Source organism: Citrobacter sp. MGH103, from assembly GCF_001034475.2.
Classification (GTDB): Bacteria; Pseudomonadota; Gammaproteobacteria; order Enterobacterales; family Enterobacteriaceae; genus Citrobacter; species Citrobacter freundii.
Map to the genome: position 1 here is coordinate 2,655,456 of NZ_CP073043.1, position 16,856 is coordinate 2,672,311.

At 52.8% G+C, this 16,856-nt stretch carries 15 protein-coding genes; 12 read left to right on the top strand and 3 right to left on the bottom strand.

All coding sequences use genetic code 11. The annotated features are described in order from the left end of the window. Nucleotides 1-79: 79 nt before the first annotated feature. The gene (gene fumB, locus SK33_RS12800) at nucleotides 80-1,726 is read right to left on the bottom strand and encodes a class I fumarate hydratase (RefSeq protein ID WP_003028969.1); all 1,647 of its coding nucleotides are present in this window, start codon (nucleotides 1,724-1,726) and stop codon (nucleotides 80-82) included. A 262-nt stretch (nucleotides 1,727-1,988) separates the two neighbouring features. Here fumB and manA point away from each other — a divergent pair, with 262 nt between their 5' ends. Further along, complete coding sequence (gene manA / locus SK33_RS12805) at nucleotides 1,989-3,164, top strand: mannose-6-phosphate isomerase (RefSeq protein WP_048218970.1); 1,176 nt, start codon at nucleotides 1,989-1,991, stop codon at nucleotides 3,162-3,164. A gap of 106 nt (nucleotides 3,165-3,270) precedes the next feature. Continuing rightward, the gene (locus SK33_RS12810; RefSeq protein ID WP_003028973.1) at nucleotides 3,271-4,779 is read left to right on the top strand and encodes a YdgA family protein; all 1,509 of its coding nucleotides are present in this window, start codon (nucleotides 3,271-3,273) and stop codon (nucleotides 4,777-4,779) included. 47 nt (nucleotides 4,780-4,826) lie between these two features. On the opposite strand, the gene SK33_RS12815 is transcribed toward SK33_RS12810, so the two are convergent. Continuing rightward, nucleotides 4,827-5,855: a Mal regulon transcriptional regulator MalI gene (locus SK33_RS12815; RefSeq protein WP_032935811.1), complete on the bottom strand. Its 1,029-nt coding sequence runs from the start codon at nucleotides 5,853-5,855 to the stop codon at nucleotides 4,827-4,829. Between the two features lie 169 nt (nucleotides 5,856-6,024). On the opposite strand from SK33_RS12815, the gene malX reads away from it, so the two are divergent. The 3 genes from malX (at nucleotide 6,025) to add (ending at nucleotide 9,902) form a co-directional block, all read left to right on the top strand. Continuing rightward, nucleotides 6,025-7,617, top strand: a complete 1,593-nt coding sequence (gene malX, locus SK33_RS12820) for a maltose/glucose-specific PTS transporter subunit IIBC (protein WP_003843555.1) — start codon at nucleotides 6,025-6,027, stop codon at nucleotides 7,615-7,617. A gap of 10 nt (nucleotides 7,618-7,627) precedes the next feature. Then, entirely contained in the window at nucleotides 7,628-8,800 is a 1,173-nt protein-coding gene (locus tag SK33_RS12825) for a MalY/PatB family protein (protein WP_048218971.1), read from the top strand. A gap of 100 nt (nucleotides 8,801-8,900) precedes the next feature. After that, a complete protein-coding gene (gene add, locus SK33_RS12830) occupies nucleotides 8,901-9,902 on the top strand; it encodes an adenosine deaminase (RefSeq protein WP_003029130.1) in 1,002 nt (333 codons plus the stop codon). A 101-nt stretch (nucleotides 9,903-10,003) separates the two neighbouring features. Here add and SK33_RS12835 read toward each other — a convergent pair whose 3' ends face one another. Continuing rightward, nucleotides 10,004-11,044: an oxidoreductase gene (locus SK33_RS12835; RefSeq protein ID WP_032935818.1), complete on the bottom strand. Its 1,041-nt coding sequence runs from the start codon at nucleotides 11,042-11,044 to the stop codon at nucleotides 10,004-10,006. Nucleotides 11,045-11,284: 240 nt separating this feature from the next. Here SK33_RS12835 and blr point away from each other — a divergent pair, with 240 nt between their 5' ends. The 7 genes from blr (at nucleotide 11,285) to rsxD (ending at nucleotide 16,848) form a co-directional block, all read left to right on the top strand. Beyond that, on the top strand, nucleotides 11,285-11,410 hold the full coding sequence (gene blr / locus SK33_RS12840) for a division septum protein Blr (protein WP_003029134.1): 126 nt from the start codon (nucleotides 11,285-11,287) through the stop codon (nucleotides 11,408-11,410). A 291-nt stretch (nucleotides 11,411-11,701) separates the two neighbouring features. Next, on the top strand, nucleotides 11,702-11,917 hold the full coding sequence (gene ydgT, locus SK33_RS12845; RefSeq protein ID WP_003029138.1) for a transcription modulator YdgT: 216 nt from the start codon (nucleotides 11,702-11,704) through the stop codon (nucleotides 11,915-11,917). A 91-nt stretch (nucleotides 11,918-12,008) separates the two neighbouring features. Further along, nucleotides 12,009-12,449: a DUF2569 domain-containing protein gene (locus SK33_RS12850; protein WP_003832803.1), complete on the top strand. Its 441-nt coding sequence runs from the start codon at nucleotides 12,009-12,011 to the stop codon at nucleotides 12,447-12,449. A gap of 76 nt (nucleotides 12,450-12,525) precedes the next feature. Continuing rightward, nucleotides 12,526-13,107 (top strand): electron transport complex subunit RsxA, encoded by a 582-nt coding sequence (rsxA, locus tag SK33_RS12855; protein ID WP_003029144.1) that lies wholly within the window; start codon nucleotides 12,526-12,528, stop codon nucleotides 13,105-13,107. Beyond that, nucleotides 13,107-13,685 carry an electron transport complex subunit RsxB gene (gene rsxB / locus SK33_RS12860; RefSeq protein ID WP_003029148.1) on the top strand — a complete coding sequence of 193 codons (579 nt, stop codon included), beginning with the start codon at nucleotides 13,107-13,109 and terminating at the stop codon, nucleotides 13,683-13,685. The genes rsxA and rsxB overlap by 1 nt, the downstream gene beginning before the upstream one ends. Beyond that, a complete protein-coding gene (gene rsxC / locus SK33_RS12865; protein ID WP_048218973.1) occupies nucleotides 13,678-15,795 on the top strand; it encodes an electron transport complex subunit RsxC in 2,118 nt (705 codons plus the stop codon). The genes rsxB and rsxC overlap by 8 nt, the downstream gene beginning before the upstream one ends. Then, nucleotides 15,796-16,848 (top strand): electron transport complex subunit RsxD, encoded by a 1,053-nt coding sequence (gene rsxD, locus SK33_RS12870; protein WP_003029152.1) that lies wholly within the window; start codon nucleotides 15,796-15,798, stop codon nucleotides 16,846-16,848. Nucleotides 16,849-16,856 lie beyond the last annotated feature (8 nt).

A 16,856-nucleotide genomic window follows, 5' to 3' on the forward strand; every position in this document is an offset into this window, starting at 1 on the left:
TCTTATGAGTATTAACGAGGATAAAACTGTCGTTTGGTGGTTCGTGCGGTAAAAAAACCGCCCCGAAGGGCGGTTGACGTTACTTAACGCAGCGTGCGCACTGCGACGTCTGAATTTGCTGGAAGAAATCATTGCCTTTGTCATCCACCAGGATAAACGCCGGGAAATCTTCCACTTCAATTTTCCAGATGGCTTCCATCCCGAGTTCCGGGTATTCCACGCACTCCAGACTCTTGATACTGCCCTGGGCCAGCACCGCGGCAGGGCCGCCAATACTGCCTAAATAGAAGCCGCCATGTTTATGGCAAGCATCGGTCACCTGCTGGCTACGGTTGCCTTTCGCCAGCATAATCATGCTCCCACCAGCGGCCTGAAGCTGGTCAACATACGAGTCCATACGTCCGGCCGTGGTTGGGCCAAGCGAACCAGAGGCGTAGCCTTCCGGCGTTTTTGCCGGACCGGCGTAATAGATCGGGTGATCTTTAACATACTGCGGCAAACTTTCACCGTTATCCAGACGTTCTTTCAGTTTCGCATGCGCAATATCTCGGCCAACGATGATTGTACCGTTGAGTGACAGACGCGTAGAGACCGGATACTGCGACAGCTGAGCCAGGATCTCTTTCATCGGACGATTGAGGTCAACGCGTACCGCTTCTCCCTCTCCAGCCTGGCGCAGCTCTTCCGGTATATATTTGCCAGGATTATGTTCCAGTTTTTCGATCCAGATACCTTCACGGTTGATCTTGGCTTTGATATTACGGTCAGCAGAACAAGAGACGCCCATACCAACCGGGCACGACGCGCCGTGACGCGGCAGGCGGATCACGCGGATATCATGCGCGAAGTACTTCCCGCCAAACTGCGCACCCAGCCCCAAATTCTGCGCTTCAATCAGCAGCTCTTTTTCCAGCTCCACATCACGGAATGCCTGCCCATGCTCGTTACCTTCGGTCGGCAGCTCATCGTAGTATTTAGCCGAAGCCAGTTTCACCGTTTTCAGCGTAGCTTCCGCTGACGTTCCGCCGATCACAAACGCAATGTGATACGGCGGACAAGCCGCAGTACCCAGCGTACGCATCTTTTCAACCAGGTAATTTTTTAATTTGCCCGGCGTGAGCAGCGCTTTGGTTTCCTGGTACAGATAGGTTTTGTTCGCCGAACCGCCACCTTTGGCAATACACAGGAATTTGTATTCATCGCCGTCGACGGTATACAAATCAATCTGTGCTGGCAGGTTGGTGCCGGTGTTCACCTCTTTATACATATCCAGCGCTGCGTTTTGTGAATAGCGCAGGTTGTCTTCGATGTAGGTGTTATAGACGCCTCGAGCCAGCGCCTCCTCATCGCCACCACCGGTCCAGACACGCTGACCTTTTTTACCCACGATAATCGCGGTTCCGGTGTCCTGACAGGTCGGCAAAATGCCTTTTGCCGCGATGTCAGAGTTACGCAGAAATTGCAGGGCCACATACTTGTCGTTTTCGCTGGCCTCCGGGTCGCGCAGAATATCGGCTACCTGCTGTTGATGTGCGGGACGCAGCATAAACGACGCATCATGAAAGGCCTGACGAGCCAGCAGGGTTAAAGCTTGTGGCGCGACTTTAACAATCTCCTGCCCTTCAAATTCGGCAACAGAGACATAGTCGCTGGTCAGCAGATAGTATTCGGTATCATCCTTTTTGAGGGGGAAAGGATGCTGATAATGAAAGGGTTTGTTTGACATTGTGCTCTCACTTACTGCTCGGTCTGGTTATTCTCTGGGCAGATGTTCCGTTGCCCTGCTTCCCTGCCGCAGATCCGGTTGTAGAAGGAAGGGCTGTCTGCAACCGGAATCACTCAGGGTATTAAAAGCGAGTCTCCATATCCTACACATTTTTTTAACAAAAACTGAGACAAGTACGACTTTTTACATGTGCAGGTTACTTCCCTCAGGGTTTCTTGGTTTAATAGCCGTAGAAAATTCCACATTGAAACAGGGCTTGATAATGCAAAAACTCATCAACTCAGTGCAAAACTACGCCTGGGGAAGTAAAACGGCGTTAACGGAACTCTATGGCATTGCCAACCCCACTCAGCAACCGATGGCTGAGCTGTGGATGGGTGCGCATCCGAAAAGCAGTTCGCAGGTTCTGGGCGCTGACGGCCAGATGGTTGCTCTGCGCGACGTTATCGAGCACGATAAATCCGCACTGCTGGGCGATGCCGTTGCGCAGCGTTTTGGTGAGCTGCCCTTCCTGTTTAAAGTGCTCTGCGCTGCACAACCGCTTTCGATTCAGGTTCATCCTAACAAGCACAACTCTGAAATTGGATTTGCCAAAGAAAACGCCGCAGGGATCCCGATGGATGCGGCTGAGCGCAACTACAAAGATCCTAACCACAAACCGGAACTGGTTTTTGCTTTGACGCCTTTCCTGGCGATGAACGCATTCCGCGAGTTCTCTGACATTGTTGCATTGTTACAACCCGTCTCCGCCGCACATCCGGCTATTGCGCATTTCCTGGAAGAGCCGAGTGCAGAACGTCTGAGCTATCTTTTCGCCAGCTTGCTGAATATGCAGGATGAGGAGAAATCCCATGCGTTGGCGATCCTGAAATCAGCGCTGAACAGCCAGCAGGGTGAACCCTGGCAAACCATCCGTCTGATCGCCGACGTCTACCCGAACGACAGTGGGCTCTTCTCCCCGCTGCTGCTCAATGTGGTGAAACTCAATCCAGGCGAAGCTATGTTCTTATTTGCCGAAACCCCGCATGCTTACCTGCAAGGTGTGGCGCTTGAGGTGATGGCTAACTCGGACAACGTGCTGCGTGCCGGACTGACGCCAAAATATATTGATATCCCGGAACTGGTCGCCAACGTGCAGTTTGTCGCCAAGCCAGCAAACCAGTTACTGACCACGCCGGTTAAGTCTGATGGCGAACTGGATTTCCCGATCCCGGTTGACGATTTTGCGTTCTCCCTGCATGAGCTTACTACCAGTGGCGCAGATATCAGCCAGCAAAGTGCGGCCATTTTGTTCTGCATCGAAGGTGAAGCTGTACTGAGCAAAGGCGAGCAACGTCTGGTTCTGCGACCGGGTGAATCGGCCTTTATTGGCGCGAATGAATCGCCGGTTAACATCAGTGGCGCAGGTCGTTTAGCCCGGGTTTATAACAAGCTTTAGCAAGATACTGATATTTTTAACAACTCTTGCTAAGCTGTAGTGAGTTAAAGACATGTCACTCCTCCAGGCGTCTTAAAACGCCTGGTTTTATTTTATGGATATCGAAATGAAAAAATCGCTGGTAGCTGCGGGTGTGGTGGTTGCGCTGGGTATCGTCTGGACGGGCGGCGCCTGGTACACAGGTAAGAAACTTGAAACGCATCTCGCCGAGATGGTGACGCAGGCAAACGATCAGTTAAAACGTTTCTCCCCTGAGGCGGGTATTGAACTGAGTTATCAAAACTACCAGCGCGGGGTGTTCAATAGCCAACTGCAATTGGTGGTGAAACCAATAGCCGGGCAGGCAGATTCCTGGCTGAAACCGGGGCAAAGTATTGTCCTGGATGAAACGGTGGATCACGGTCCCTTCCCACTGGCCCAACTGAAGTCACTGAATCTGGTTCCGGCTATGGCCTCCGTGAAAACGACGCTGGTGAATAACGACGTTACCAAACCGCTGTTTGATATTGCCAAGGGTGAGTCGCCATTTGTCATCAACTCCCGTATCAGCTACAGCGGCGATACCCGTTCCGATCTTTCCCTTAAACCACTGAACTACGAGAAAGGCGACGAAAAAGTAGCCTTCAGCGGCGGGGAATTCCAGTTTACAGCAGACAAAGAAGGTAACGCTGTCTCGCTGACAGGCAATGCGCAAAGCGGCGTGGTCAATGCGGTCAACGAGTATGACCAGAAAGTACAAATGACTTTCAATAATCTGAAGACTGAGGGTTCCAGCAGTATTGCCAGCTTTGGTGAGCGCATCGGCGACCAGAAATTGTCACTCGAAAAACTATCGATCTCGGTCGAGGGTAAAGAGTTGGCGGTTCTGGAAGGCATGGGTATCGATGGCAAATCCGATCTGGTTAACGACGGTAAAACTGTCAACAGCCAGCTGGATTACACGCTGAACAGCCTTAAATTGCAGGGCCAGGATATGGGTAGCGGTAAGCTGACGCTGAAAGTTGCCCAGATTGACGGTGAAGCCCTGCATCAGTTCAGTCAGCAGTATAGCGCCCAAACCAAGGCGCTGATGGCGCAGATCGATGTGGTACAAAATCCTGAGCTTTATCAGCAAAAAGTCACCGAAGCTTTCTTCAATGCGCTGCCGATACTGATGAAAGGCGAGCCGGTTATCACCATTGCCCCGCTGAGCTGGAAAAATGCGAAAGGTGAAACCGCATTTAATCTGTCACTGCTGCTAAAAGATCCGACAGCAAATACTGAGGAACCACAAACGCTGGCTCAGGAAGTGGATCGTTCGGTCAAATCACTGGATGCCAAGCTGACGATTCCGGTCGATATGGCGACTGAGTTCATGACGCAGATCGCCAAAATTGAAGGCTATCAGCAGGAGCAAGCGGCCGATCTTGCGAAGCAACAGGTGAATGGCCTGGCGGCAATGGGTCAGATGTTCCGTATTACAACGATGCAGGACAACGTCATCGGCTCCAGCCTGCAATACGCAAACGGACAGGTTACGTTAAACGGACAAAAAATGCCGCTGGATGAGTTTGTTGGCATGTTCGGTATGCCTTCTCTCGGCGAACCGGATGCCCCGGCTATCCCGCAACAGTAAATACGCGTGACAACAGGCCCGATAACCGTGTGTTTATCGGGCCTTTTTTATTTGGCCACCACCAGACGGGCGGAAAGCGTCAGGTTACGCGAATGACCATCATCGTGCCCAATGCGCTGCAGCATGCGCTCAGCAAGGGTATATCCCATTTCACGCGCAGGCGTGCAGGCCCAAATAATGGGGATATCGTCCAGTGCATTTTCCGCTACATCGGCAAATCCCGCTAAGGAGATCTGCTGTTCGAAATAGCGATCTACGCCAATTTCACCACTCTGACGCCCTGCTCTCATCAGGCCAAACCAGGCGCCAACGGCAATGGTTTCGTTGTAGCACACCACTGCGCTAATCGTTGGGTTACGACGTAACAGCGCGGTTACCTCCTCTGCGGCCTGCTTCTGGCTGGATGAACACTCCAGCACCCAGTCGCTATGAAACGGTAAACCATACTTTAGCAACGTCGTACAATAGCCGCCGACACGCTCTGCGCGAGTCAATGAGGAACTCTGCCCCCCCAACCACGCGATTCGCTGATGCCCGTGGCGGATAAGATGTTCAACCAGCAATTGCGAAGCCTGCATGTTGTCAGGTCTGACGGTGTCGGCATCATCCAGGTAGCTTGCCCGAGAGGCAAACACCACCGGAATCCCCTTATCGGCGGCCAGTTGTTGTAGGTCGTCGCTACTGCCGGCAGCCCCGGCGATCACCACACCATCAACTCCTTGATTTAGCAACATAGCGAAACGCTGCGCGAGCTGTTCGCCATCTTTGCCACCATGTAATAAAAAGACCATGCGCCCCTGCGCTTCTAATGCTTCCGTCAGACCCGCTGTCAACTCGGCGTAAAACGGCGTAGAAAGATCGCGCACAATCAAACCAATTACCCCGCTCTGCCCGCCACGCAGCGCCGATGCCTGGCGATTACGCACAAATCCGAGTTGCTCAATAGCGGCATTCACGCGTTCGCCTGTCGCGGATGAAATACGACCTTTTCCACTAAGCACCAATGAGACAGTACTGACCGAAACGCCCGCGGCCAGCGCAACATCATGGATGGTTATTTTTTTGGCTATAGCCATAAAAACGGAAAACTCCCTGATAACGTGACGGATAAAACGTTTTATCAATCACTTATATTTATACGCCCTATTATCGTTCGATAATGTGATTTATACCGCACTAAAATTAGGTAAAACGTTTTATCTTCTCGCCATCATTAGTCAGCTAGCTTTTACGAGGAGTCGTTTGATGACGACGAGAACCACACCAAAAATAACGTTATGGGAATTTTTCCAGCAGTTGGGCAAAACCTTTATGCTCCCCGTAGCGCTGCTCTCATTTTGCGGGATCATGTTAGGGATCGGCAGCTCGTTAAGCAGCCATGATGTCCTGACGTTGATCCCGGCATTGGGGAATCCGGTACTGCAGGCCATCTTTACCTGGATGAGCAAAGTAGGCTCATTTGCGTTTAGTTTCTTACCGGTGATGTTCTGTATTGCCATACCTCTCGGCCTTGCTCGCGAGAACAAAGGTGTAGCGGCATTTGCCGGTTTTGTTGGTTATGCGGTCATGAACCTTGCCGTCAACTTCTGGTTAACCGCGAAAGGTATCTTACCTACCACGGATGCCGCGATCCTGAAGGCCAACAACGTGCAGAATATCCTGGGGATCCAGTCGATCGATACTGGGATCCTCGGTGCTGTTATTGCCGGGATCATCGTCTGGATGCTGCATGAACGTTTCCACAACATTCGTCTGCCGGATGCGCTGGCTTTCTTCGGCGGCACCCGCTTTGTGCCTATCATCTCCTCGGTGGTGATGGGGCTGGTCGGGCTGGTTATTCCCCTGATCTGGCCGGTTTTCGCCATGGGCATTACCGGGCTCGGCCACATCATCAACAGCGCGGGAGAATTTGGCCCAATGCTGTTTGGTACCGGTGAACGTCTGCTGCTGCCGTTTGGTCTGCATCATATTCTGGTGGCGCTCATTCGCTTCACCGAGGCTGGCGGCACGCAAGAAGTCTGCGGTCACAGCGTGAGCGGCGCACTGACTATTTTCCAGGCCCAACTGAGCTGCCCGACAACACAAGGTTTCTCTGAAAGCGCAACCCGCTTCCTGTCGCAGGGCAAAATGCCTGCGTTCCTCGGTGGTTTACCGGGGGCAGCGCTCGCTATGTACCACTGTGCTCGCCCTGAAAATCGTCATAAAATTAAAGGGTTATTAATTTCCGGTCTTATTGCCTGTGTGATCGGCGGTACCACCGAGCCCCTTGAGTTCTTATTCCTGTTCGTTGCCCCAGTTCTGTATGTGATCCACGCCCTGCTGACCGGTCTTGGCTTCACTGTGATGGCAGTGCTTGGCGTCACCATCGGTAACACCGACGGTAACCTGATTGACTTCGTGGTGTTCGGTATCCTGCATGGACTCTCTACCAAGTGGTATCTGGTCCCTGTTGTAGCGGCGATCTGGTTCGCGGTGTACTACGTCATCTTCCGTTTCGCCATCACACGCTTCAATTTGAAGACACCGGGTCGGGACGTCGAAATTGCCAGCAATATCGAAAAAGTAATGGCTGGAGCGCCAGGTAAATCCGGTTACAACGTCCCTGCCATTCTGGCGGCGCTTGGCGGTGCGGAAAACATCGTCAGCCTGGATAACTGCATTACCCGTCTGCGTTTGTCAGTGAAGGATATGTCTCTTGTGAATGTACAGGCACTGAAGGACAATCGCGCCATTGGCGTAGTGCAACTCAATCAGCATAATCTTCAGGTCGTTATTGGCCCACAGGTCCAGTCAGTGAAAGACGAGATCGCAGTTCTGATGAACACCGTACAAGCTTAAGGACAATGATATGTTTGATTTTTCAAAGGTTGTGGACAGGCATGGTACCTGGTGCACTCAGTGGGATTACGTTGCCGACCGTTTTGGTTCAGCCGACCTGCTGCCGTTCACCATCTCCGATATGGATTTTGCCACCGCACCCTGTATTCTGGAGGCGCTGACTCAGCGCCTGTCACATGGCGTGTTGGGTTACAGTCGCTGGAAAAATGATGAATTTCTTGCGGCGATTAGTCACTGGTTTCTATCGCGTCATAATACCCAAATCGATCCTCAGTCGCTGGTTTATGGCCCCTCGGTCATCTATATGGTATCGGAGCTGATCCGCCAGTGGTCTTCTGCGGGTGATGCGGTGGTGATTCATACGCCGGCGTACGACGCGTTTTACAAAGCAATTGAAGGTAATCAGCGCGTGGTGCGCGCTGTCGAACTGGAAAAACGCACTGACGGTTGGTACTGCGACATGGCCGCGCTGGAGAATGCGCTGTCTCGTCCAGAGAGCAAAATTCTTCTGCTCTGTAGCCCACAAAATCCGACGGGCAAAGTGTGGACGCGTGATGAGCTGGAAACCATGGCAGAACTGTGTCAGCGCCATAGTGTAAAAGTTATTTCCGATGAGATCCATATGGATATGGTATGGGGGGATCACCCACATATCCCCTGGAGTAATGTCGCGCGTGACAGCTGGGCGCTGCTCACTTCCGGTTCAAAAAGTTTTAATATTCCGGCACTGACCGGGGCTTACGGAATTATTGAAGACGCTCAAAGCCGTAACGATTATCTCTGCGCATTAAAAGGTCGCGATGGTCTTTCCTCACCAGCAGTGCTCGCGCTGAGCGCACATATTGCCGCCTATCATCAGGGCGCAAGCTGGCTTGATGCGCTGCGGGATTACCTTACCAGCAATTTGCATTACGTCGCCCGCGAGCTTAATGCCGCATTCCCCGAACTGAACTGGCAGGTTCCGCAATCCACCTATCTGGCATGGATTGACCTGCGTCCGCTCAACATTGATGACCACGCATTGCAGGAAGCGCTCATCCACCAGCAGAAAGTCGCCATCATGCCCGGATACACATACGGCGAAGAAGGACGCGGTTTTGTGCGCCTGAATGCCGGATGTCCACGATCCAAACTTGAAAAAGGCGTTCAGGGGTTGATTAACGGCATACGTTCTGTACGCTAATAAAGTTTGCGCAATGAAATTATTCATTGCGCAACATAGATTTTTATCCCGATTTTTTCTTATAATACGACGCACTTTACCTAAATACACGAGTGCGACCATGATTGATACTTCCCTCCCCTTGACCGACGTCCATCGCCACCTTGATGGTAACATCCGTGCCCAAACGATTCTGGATCTGGGTCGTCAGTTCAATTTAACGCTCCCGGCACAAACGTTGGAAACGCTGATCCCTCATGTGCAAGTGACATCCACTGAGCCAGATTTAGTGAGTTTTTTATCCAAGCTCGACTGGGGCGTGAAGGTACTGGCCTCGCTGGATGCCTGTCGCCGCGTGGCATTTGAAAATATTGAGGATGCAGCACGTAACGGTCTGCACTATGTAGAATTACGTTTTTCACCAGGCTATATGGCGATGGCGCATCAACTCCCGGTGGCAGGTGTGGTTGAAGCCGTCATCGCAGGCGTGCGCGAGGGCTGCAAGACCTTTGGCGTCGAAGCACGCTTAATTGGCATTATGAGCCGTACTTTTGGCGAAGCCGCCTGTCTGCAGGAACTGGATGCGCTGTTAGCCCACCGAGATCATATTACGGCACTGGATCTAGCCGGTGACGAACTGGGATTCCCTGGCAGTCTGTTCCTGTCCCATTTCAACCAGGCACGCGACGCCGGCTGGCATATTACCGTGCATGCGGGCGAAGCCGCGGGACCAGAAAGCATCTGGCAGGCCATTAAAGAGCTGGGCGCTGAGCGTATTGGTCACGGCGTTAAAGCCGTTGAAGATCGTGCGTTGATGGATTACCTCGCCGAGCATCGTATCGGCATCGAATCCTGCCTGACATCAAACATTCAGACCAGCACCGTTGCCTCACTAGCGAACCATCCGCTGAAAACGTTCCTTGAGCATGGCGTTATTGCCAGTTTGAATACGGACGACCCGGCTGTTCAGGGTGTGGATATTATTCACGAGTACACCATTGCCGCACCAGCTGCAGGCCTAACGCGCGAACAGATCCGCCAGGCGCAAATCAACGGTCTGGAAATGGCATTCCTGAGTAACGAAGAAAAACGAGCCTTGCGCGAGAAAGTCGCCGCAGCGTAACGGGTAAAGTGCTGAATGGCGCTAACGCTTATCCGGCCTACGTTGGTTTTCATTGTAGGCCGGATAAGATGCCTGAGCATCTCCATCCGGCATTAGTCCAATCAAGCAAGGCACAGCGTCGAACGATGTTTCGCAGATTCGATACCCAGCTCAATCAGCTCCATAATTTGGATAGCCTGTCTCGCCGGTACCGGGTTTTCACCGTTACCGTTTAGCGCATCACGAATGCCAGCATAGTACGCCGGATAGTTGCCTGGTACAGTAAGCCAGGTTTCTTCAACCTGCTCTTCGCCTTCTACTCGCGTCAAAACGCCATCGCGCATATCATAACCCCAGTCTTCCTGTGGTAGTCGCTCGCCATTTTTCAGACGCTCTTCCTGCGGGTCAAGACCATACTTCACATAGCTGCCACGCGATCCGTGCACAATATAACGGGCCGATTCTGCGGCAGCGAGCATGGTGCCATGCAGGATCACACGACGCTGCGGATACGTCAGGATGGCATGGAAGTAATCCGTCGCCTGCGCGCCTGGACGCAACTGGGCCAGGTCTACCGTCAGGCTGACGGGCAAACCAAACAGATTAATCGCCTGATCCAAAAGATGCGGTGCTAAATCGTACCAGATACCGCTTCCCGGACCGCCCTGTTCACGCCAACGGTCACGAACCTGCGGGCGGAAACGATCGAAATGGGATTCGAAATACGCCACCTCTCCCAAAACACCATCCGCCAGCAGAGCTTTCAGCGTCAGAAAATCACTGTCCCAGCGACGGTTATGGAACACAGACAGCACGCGCCCGAGGCTGCGCGCCAGCGTATCCAGCTCACGAGCTTGTGACAGTGTCACAGTAAAAGGCTTATCAACAACCACATGTTTGCCCGCTTCCAGCGCAGCTTTCGCTAATGGAAAGTGTGTGTCATTAGGCGTGGGGATCACAATCAGGTCGATATTTGGATCGTTAAAAAGATGCTTAGGCTCAGCAACAACCGCCACCGTAGGCCAGTCTGCCTTCACTTTTGCTTCATCACTACTGGAAACTGCAGCCAGTTCCAGGCCCGGCGTGCCCACAATCAGGGGGGCATGGAAGGTTTTACTGGCATAACCATAGCCAATTAACCCAACGCGGATGTTGTCATTCATGTTATTGCCTCTCAATTCAGGACTGACCTATTTCACACCATACCTTGCAACGTCTCAATAGTTTAATAACCTTTGCGCTACAAAGGTTGCTTTTAACTTAAGTCAAACATATGCCACTTATGCTTAACTTGCAGCGAAAAAGAGGGAGAAATCGTTCCCAACCATCTTGCTGTATTAATGAGAGATTAGTAACATTTGCAGCCTGTGTTTATGGATAAATCAAAGCAAATGTCATCAGTAATGAATCGTCTTATTGAATTAACAGGTTGGATTGTTCTCGCCGTCTCCGTGATCCTGCTGGGTGTTGCCAATCATATTGACAATTACCAGCCACCAGAGCCCGTTGCGGCAGTGCAGAAGAAATAAGCATCCGCAACCTTTTATTGCCCGGCAATTAACATTGGTAGTTGCAGGGTTTGTCGGTAAAAGATCGCTTTCTGTCAAAAAAAGCGAATTATGCCGCATCCCGCTCCGCTGCATATTGCCAGCGATCGCTAAGCGCGTTACCCTTGCCGAAGACGCGCATAGCGCCTGCTTTTTCACAGGTATGAACACTCTTCTTACATTTGCACGTAAATCCGCTTTTAACTGTGCACGTTGTTTATTTTTATATTTTCTACTCCGTTGGTATTATTTTATTAATATGGATCTGCATTTATGACTGTTCAGGATTACTTATTAAAATTCCGCAAAATCAGTTCACTCGAAAGTCTGGAAAAACTTTTCGACCATTTAAACTACACGCTCACCGACGATAGCGACATGATCAATATGTACCGTGCCGCAGACCATCGCCGTGCGGAGCTTATATCCGGAGGCCGTCTGTTTGATGTTGGTCAGGTACCTAAATCAGTCTGGCATTACGTGCAATAGAGAAGAAAGTAGCGCTCAACGTTAAAAGCTTTATAATAATCGCCCCAAAATGAATGGCATGATTGATTGCGCGCGTAAAACTGGAGAAGAGATGACTACCACACCGGCACAACGTATCGGAGGCTGGCTACTTGGGCCACTGGCCTGGCTGTTAGTCGCGTTGTTGAGCGCTTCGCTGGCGTTATTACTTTATGTCACTGCGCTGGCAACACCGCAAACCTTCAAAACGCTGGGTGAGCAAAGTACAGCAAATTTGCTGTTATGGGGCGTCTCCTTTGTTACCGCGATCGCCATGTGGTATTACACACTGTGGCTGACAATTGCGTTTTTCAAACGCAGAGCCTGTGTGCCCAAGCATTACATTCTGTGGCTGCTGATCTCCGTGTTGCTGGCGATTAAAGCGTTTGCATTTTCACCCGTCCCAGACGCTTTTGCCGTGCGCCAACTGCTGTTCCCATTACTGGCCGCAGCACTGTTGGTGCCCTACTTCAAGCGATCGCAGCGCGTTAAATCGACGTTTGTGAACCCGTAATAACCCTACAGTTAACCTGTTGTCGCCTGTTGTAGATTGTCAGATAATAGGCGGCTTTTTTATTTCAGGCCGAAAAATGACTGATTACCTGCTGCTGTTTGTCGGAACTGTACTGGTCAATAACTTTGTACTGGTCAAGTTTCTGGGCCTCTGCCCGTTTATGGGCGTTTCCAAAAAACTGGAAACCGCAATGGGTATGGGCCTTGCCACGACGTTTGTCATGACACTGGCATCCATCTGCGCATGGCTGATTGATACCTGGATCCTAATCCCGCTCAATCTCATCTATCTGCGCACGCTGGCTTTTATTCTGGTTATCGCCGTCGTCGTGCAGTTTACCGAAATGGTTGTGCGCAAAACCAGCCCTGCGCTGTACCGCCTGCTGGGGATCTTCCTACCGCTGATCACGACTAACTGCGCAGTGTTAGGTGTGGCGCTGCTGAACATCAACCTCGGCCATAACTTTTTACAGTCGGCGCTATACGGTTTTTCCGCCGCCGTCGGCTTCTCGCTGGTGATGGTACTGTTCGCCGCGATCCGCGAACGCCTCGCCGTGGCGGACGTCCCGGCGCCGTTTCGCGGGAATGCGATTGCGCTGATTACCGCTGGTTTAATGTCATTGGCCTTTATGGGCTTTAGTGGTTTGGTGAAGTTGTAATGAATGCTATCTGGATTGCCGTTGCCGCAGTGAGTGTACTGGGTCTGGCGTTCGGCGCTATTTTGGGGTACGCCTCACGACGTTTTGCCGTTGAAGATGATCCGGTCGTGGAGAAAATTGATGAAATTCTCCCGCAAAGCCAGTGTGGGCAGTGCGGCTATCCGGGCTGTCATCCTTACGCTGAAGCGATCGGCTCTCAGGGTGAAAAAATTAACCGTTGCGCCCCCGGTGGCGAAGCGGTGATGTTAAAAATTGCCGCCCTGCTGAACGTCGATCCGCAGCCTATTGATGGTGATGAACAAGACGTTACGCCGGTGCGTATGCTGGCGGTCATTGATGAAAATAACTGTATCGGGTGCACTAAGTGTATTCAGGCCTGCCCGGTCGATGCGATCGTGGGCGCGACCCGCGCCATGCACACGGTAATGAGCGATCTCTGCACTGGGTGCAACCTGTGTGTTGACCCGTGCCCGACGCAATGCATTGAATTACGCCCGGTAGCCGAGACACCCGATAGCTGGAAATGGGATTTAAACACCATCCCTGTGCGCATCATTCCCGTGGAACAACATGTTTAAGTTATTCTCTGCATTCAGAAAAAATAAAATCTGGGACTTTGATGGTGGCATTCATCCACCAGAAATGAAAACCCAGTCAAACGGAACACCGTTGCGACAGGTTCCGCTGGCACCGCGTTTTGTTATTCCGCTGAAACAACATATTGGTGCGGAGGGTGAACTGTGCGTAAACGTGGGTGACACCGTGCTGCGTGGTCAGGCATTAACCCGCGGGCGTGGCAAAATGCTTCCAGTCCATGCGCCAACATCAGGTACCGTGGTTGCCATTGCCCCGCACTCCACCGCACATCCTTCGGCACTGGCTGAGTTGAGCGTTATCATAGACGCCGATGGCGAAGACCGCTGGATTGAGCGAGACGGCTGGACCGATTACCGCTCCCACAGCCGGGAAGAGCTGATTGCGCGTATTCATCAGTTCGGCGTCGCCGGGCTGGGTGGCGCAGGTTTTCCCACCGGCGTTAAACTGCAGGGCGGCGGAGATAAAATTGAAACGCTGATCATTAACGCCGCTGAATGCGAGCCGTACATTACAGCAGATGACCGCCTGATGCAGGACTGTGCGGCGCAGGTCGTTGAAGGGATCCGCATCCTGGCGCACATTCTTCAGCCACGCGAGATCCTCCTCGGCATAGAAGATAACAAGCCGCAGGCAATATCTATGCTGCGCGCGGTGCTGGCTGATTCACATGACATCAGTTTGCGCGTGATCCCCACCAAGTACCCTTCCGGCGGGGCTAAACAGTTAACACAAATCCTGACTGGCAAGCAGGTTCCCCACGGTGGACGCTCCTCAGATATCGGCGTATTGATGCAAAACGTCGGAACCGCCTATGCAATTAAACGTGCAGTAATTGACGGTGAGCCGATCACCGAACGTGTCGTGACACTTACCGGTGAAGCCGTCAGCCGCCCGGGCAACGTCTGGGCGCGTTTGGGCACGCCGGTTCGTCATCTGCTCAACGACGCGGGCTTTTGCCCTTCCGCCGACCAGATGGTGATTATGGGCGGACCGCTGATGGGGTTTACGCTGCCATGGCTGGATGTCCCGGTGGTGAAGATTACCAACTGTCTTCTGGCCCCTTCTGCCAGTGAAATGGGTGAAACGCCGGAAGAGAAAGGCTGCATTCGCTGTAGCGCATGCGCCGATGCCTGTCCGGCGGATCTCCTGCCACAACAGCTTTATTGGTTCAGTAAAGGGCAACAGCACGACAAAGCAACGGCCCACAATATCGCCGACTGCATTGAATGCGGTGCCTGCGCCTGGGTATGCCCAAGCAATATTCCGTTGGTGCAGTATTTCCGCCAGGAAAAAGCCGAGATTTACGCCATTAGCCAGGAAGAAAAACGAGCCGCTGAAGCGAAAGCACGGTTTGAAGCCCGACAGGCGCGCCTTGAACGTGAAAAAGCAGCGCGTCTTGAACGCCATAAGAGCGCCGCTGCTCAACCGGCGGCCAAAGACCATGATGCCATTGCCGCCGCGCTGGCTCGCGTAAAAGAAAAACAGGCTCAGGCGCTGCAGCCGGTAGTAATTCAGGCAGGTGAAAAACCTGACAATAGCGCAGTGATTGCCGCACGCGAGGCGCGTAAGGCGCAAGCTCGTGCTTCCCGTAAGGAAAATTCGCCGCAAAGTGAAGGCAGCAGCACGGGTACAGATCCGCGTAAAGCTGCCGTCGAAGCGGCAATTGCTCGCGCCAAAGCCCGCAAGCTCGAACAGCAGGCGGTACCGGAAACAGCCGAGCCGGTTGATCCACGCAAAGCCGCCGTGGAAGCGGCCATCGCCCGCGCCAAAGCCCGCAAGCTCGAGCAGCAGGTGGTACCGGAAACAGCCGAATCGGTTGATCCGCGTAAAGCCGCCGTGGAAGCGGCAATCGCCCGCGCTAAGGCCCGCAAGCTCGAGCAGCAGGAGGTACCGGAAACAGCCGAATCGGTTGATCCGCGTAAAGCCGCCGTGGAAGCAGCCATCGCCCGCGCCAAGGCCCGCAAGCTCGAACAGCAGGCGGTACCGGAAACAGCCGAGCCGGTTGATCCACGCAAAGCCGCCGTCGCGGCCGCTATCGCACGCGCTCAGGCAAAGAAAGCCGCACAGCAGCAGGTTGTTAACGAGGAATAAATGGTATTCAGAATAGCAAGCTCCCCTTATACCCATAACCAGCGCCAGACATCACGTATCATGATGTTGGTGTTACTTGCGGCATTGCCGGGGATCGCCGCACAGCTGTGGTTCTTCGGCTGGGGTACGTTGTTCCAGATAATTCTGGCCGCCATCAGCGCTATCGCAGCCGAAGCGGGCGTGCTTAAACTGCGTAAACAACCCATTGTGCCGATTTTAAAAGACAACTCTGCGTTACTCACCGGGTTGCTGCTGGCCGTGAGTATTCCCCCGCTCGCCCCCTGGTGGATGGTGGTATTGGGCACGGTATTCGCGGTTATCATTGCGAAACAACTGTATGGCGGTCTCGGTCAGAACCCGTTTAATCCTGCCATGATTGGTTACGTCGTGCTGCTAATCTCATTTCCAGTACAGATGACCAGTTGGCTGCCGCCGCACGAAATTGCGGCTACAGTGCCTGGGTTCTTTGACGCGCTGAACGTTATCTTTAGCGGTCATACCGTCAGCGGTGGGGATATGAATACACTGCGTATGGGCATTGATGGTATCAGCCAGGCAACGCCTCTCGATACCTTTAAGACATCACTGCATGCCGGGCATACCGTTGAACAGGTGATGCAATACCCGATTTACAGCGGTGTGCTGGCAGGCGCGGGCTGGCAGTGGGTTAATCTTGCCTGGCTGGCGGGTGGTATCGTTCTGTTATGGCAGGGGGCGATTCGCTGGCATATCCCGGTTAGCTTCCTGCTGTCGCTCGCCGTTTGCGCCACTCTGGGATGGTTGTTCTCACCTGAGTCACTCGCGTCTCCTCAGTTACACCTGCTTTCCGGCGCAACCATGCTGGGTGCATTTTTTATTCTTACCGACCCCGTTACGGCCTCGACAACTAACCGCGGCCGCCTGATTTTTGGCGCACTTGCGGGGTTGTTAGTATGGTTGATTCGCAGTTTTGGCGGTTATCCTGACGGTGTAGCCTTTGCTGTATTACTGGCAAATATCACGGTTCCCCTGATTGATTATTACACCCGCCCTCGCGTGTACGGACATCGCTAAGGACTCCC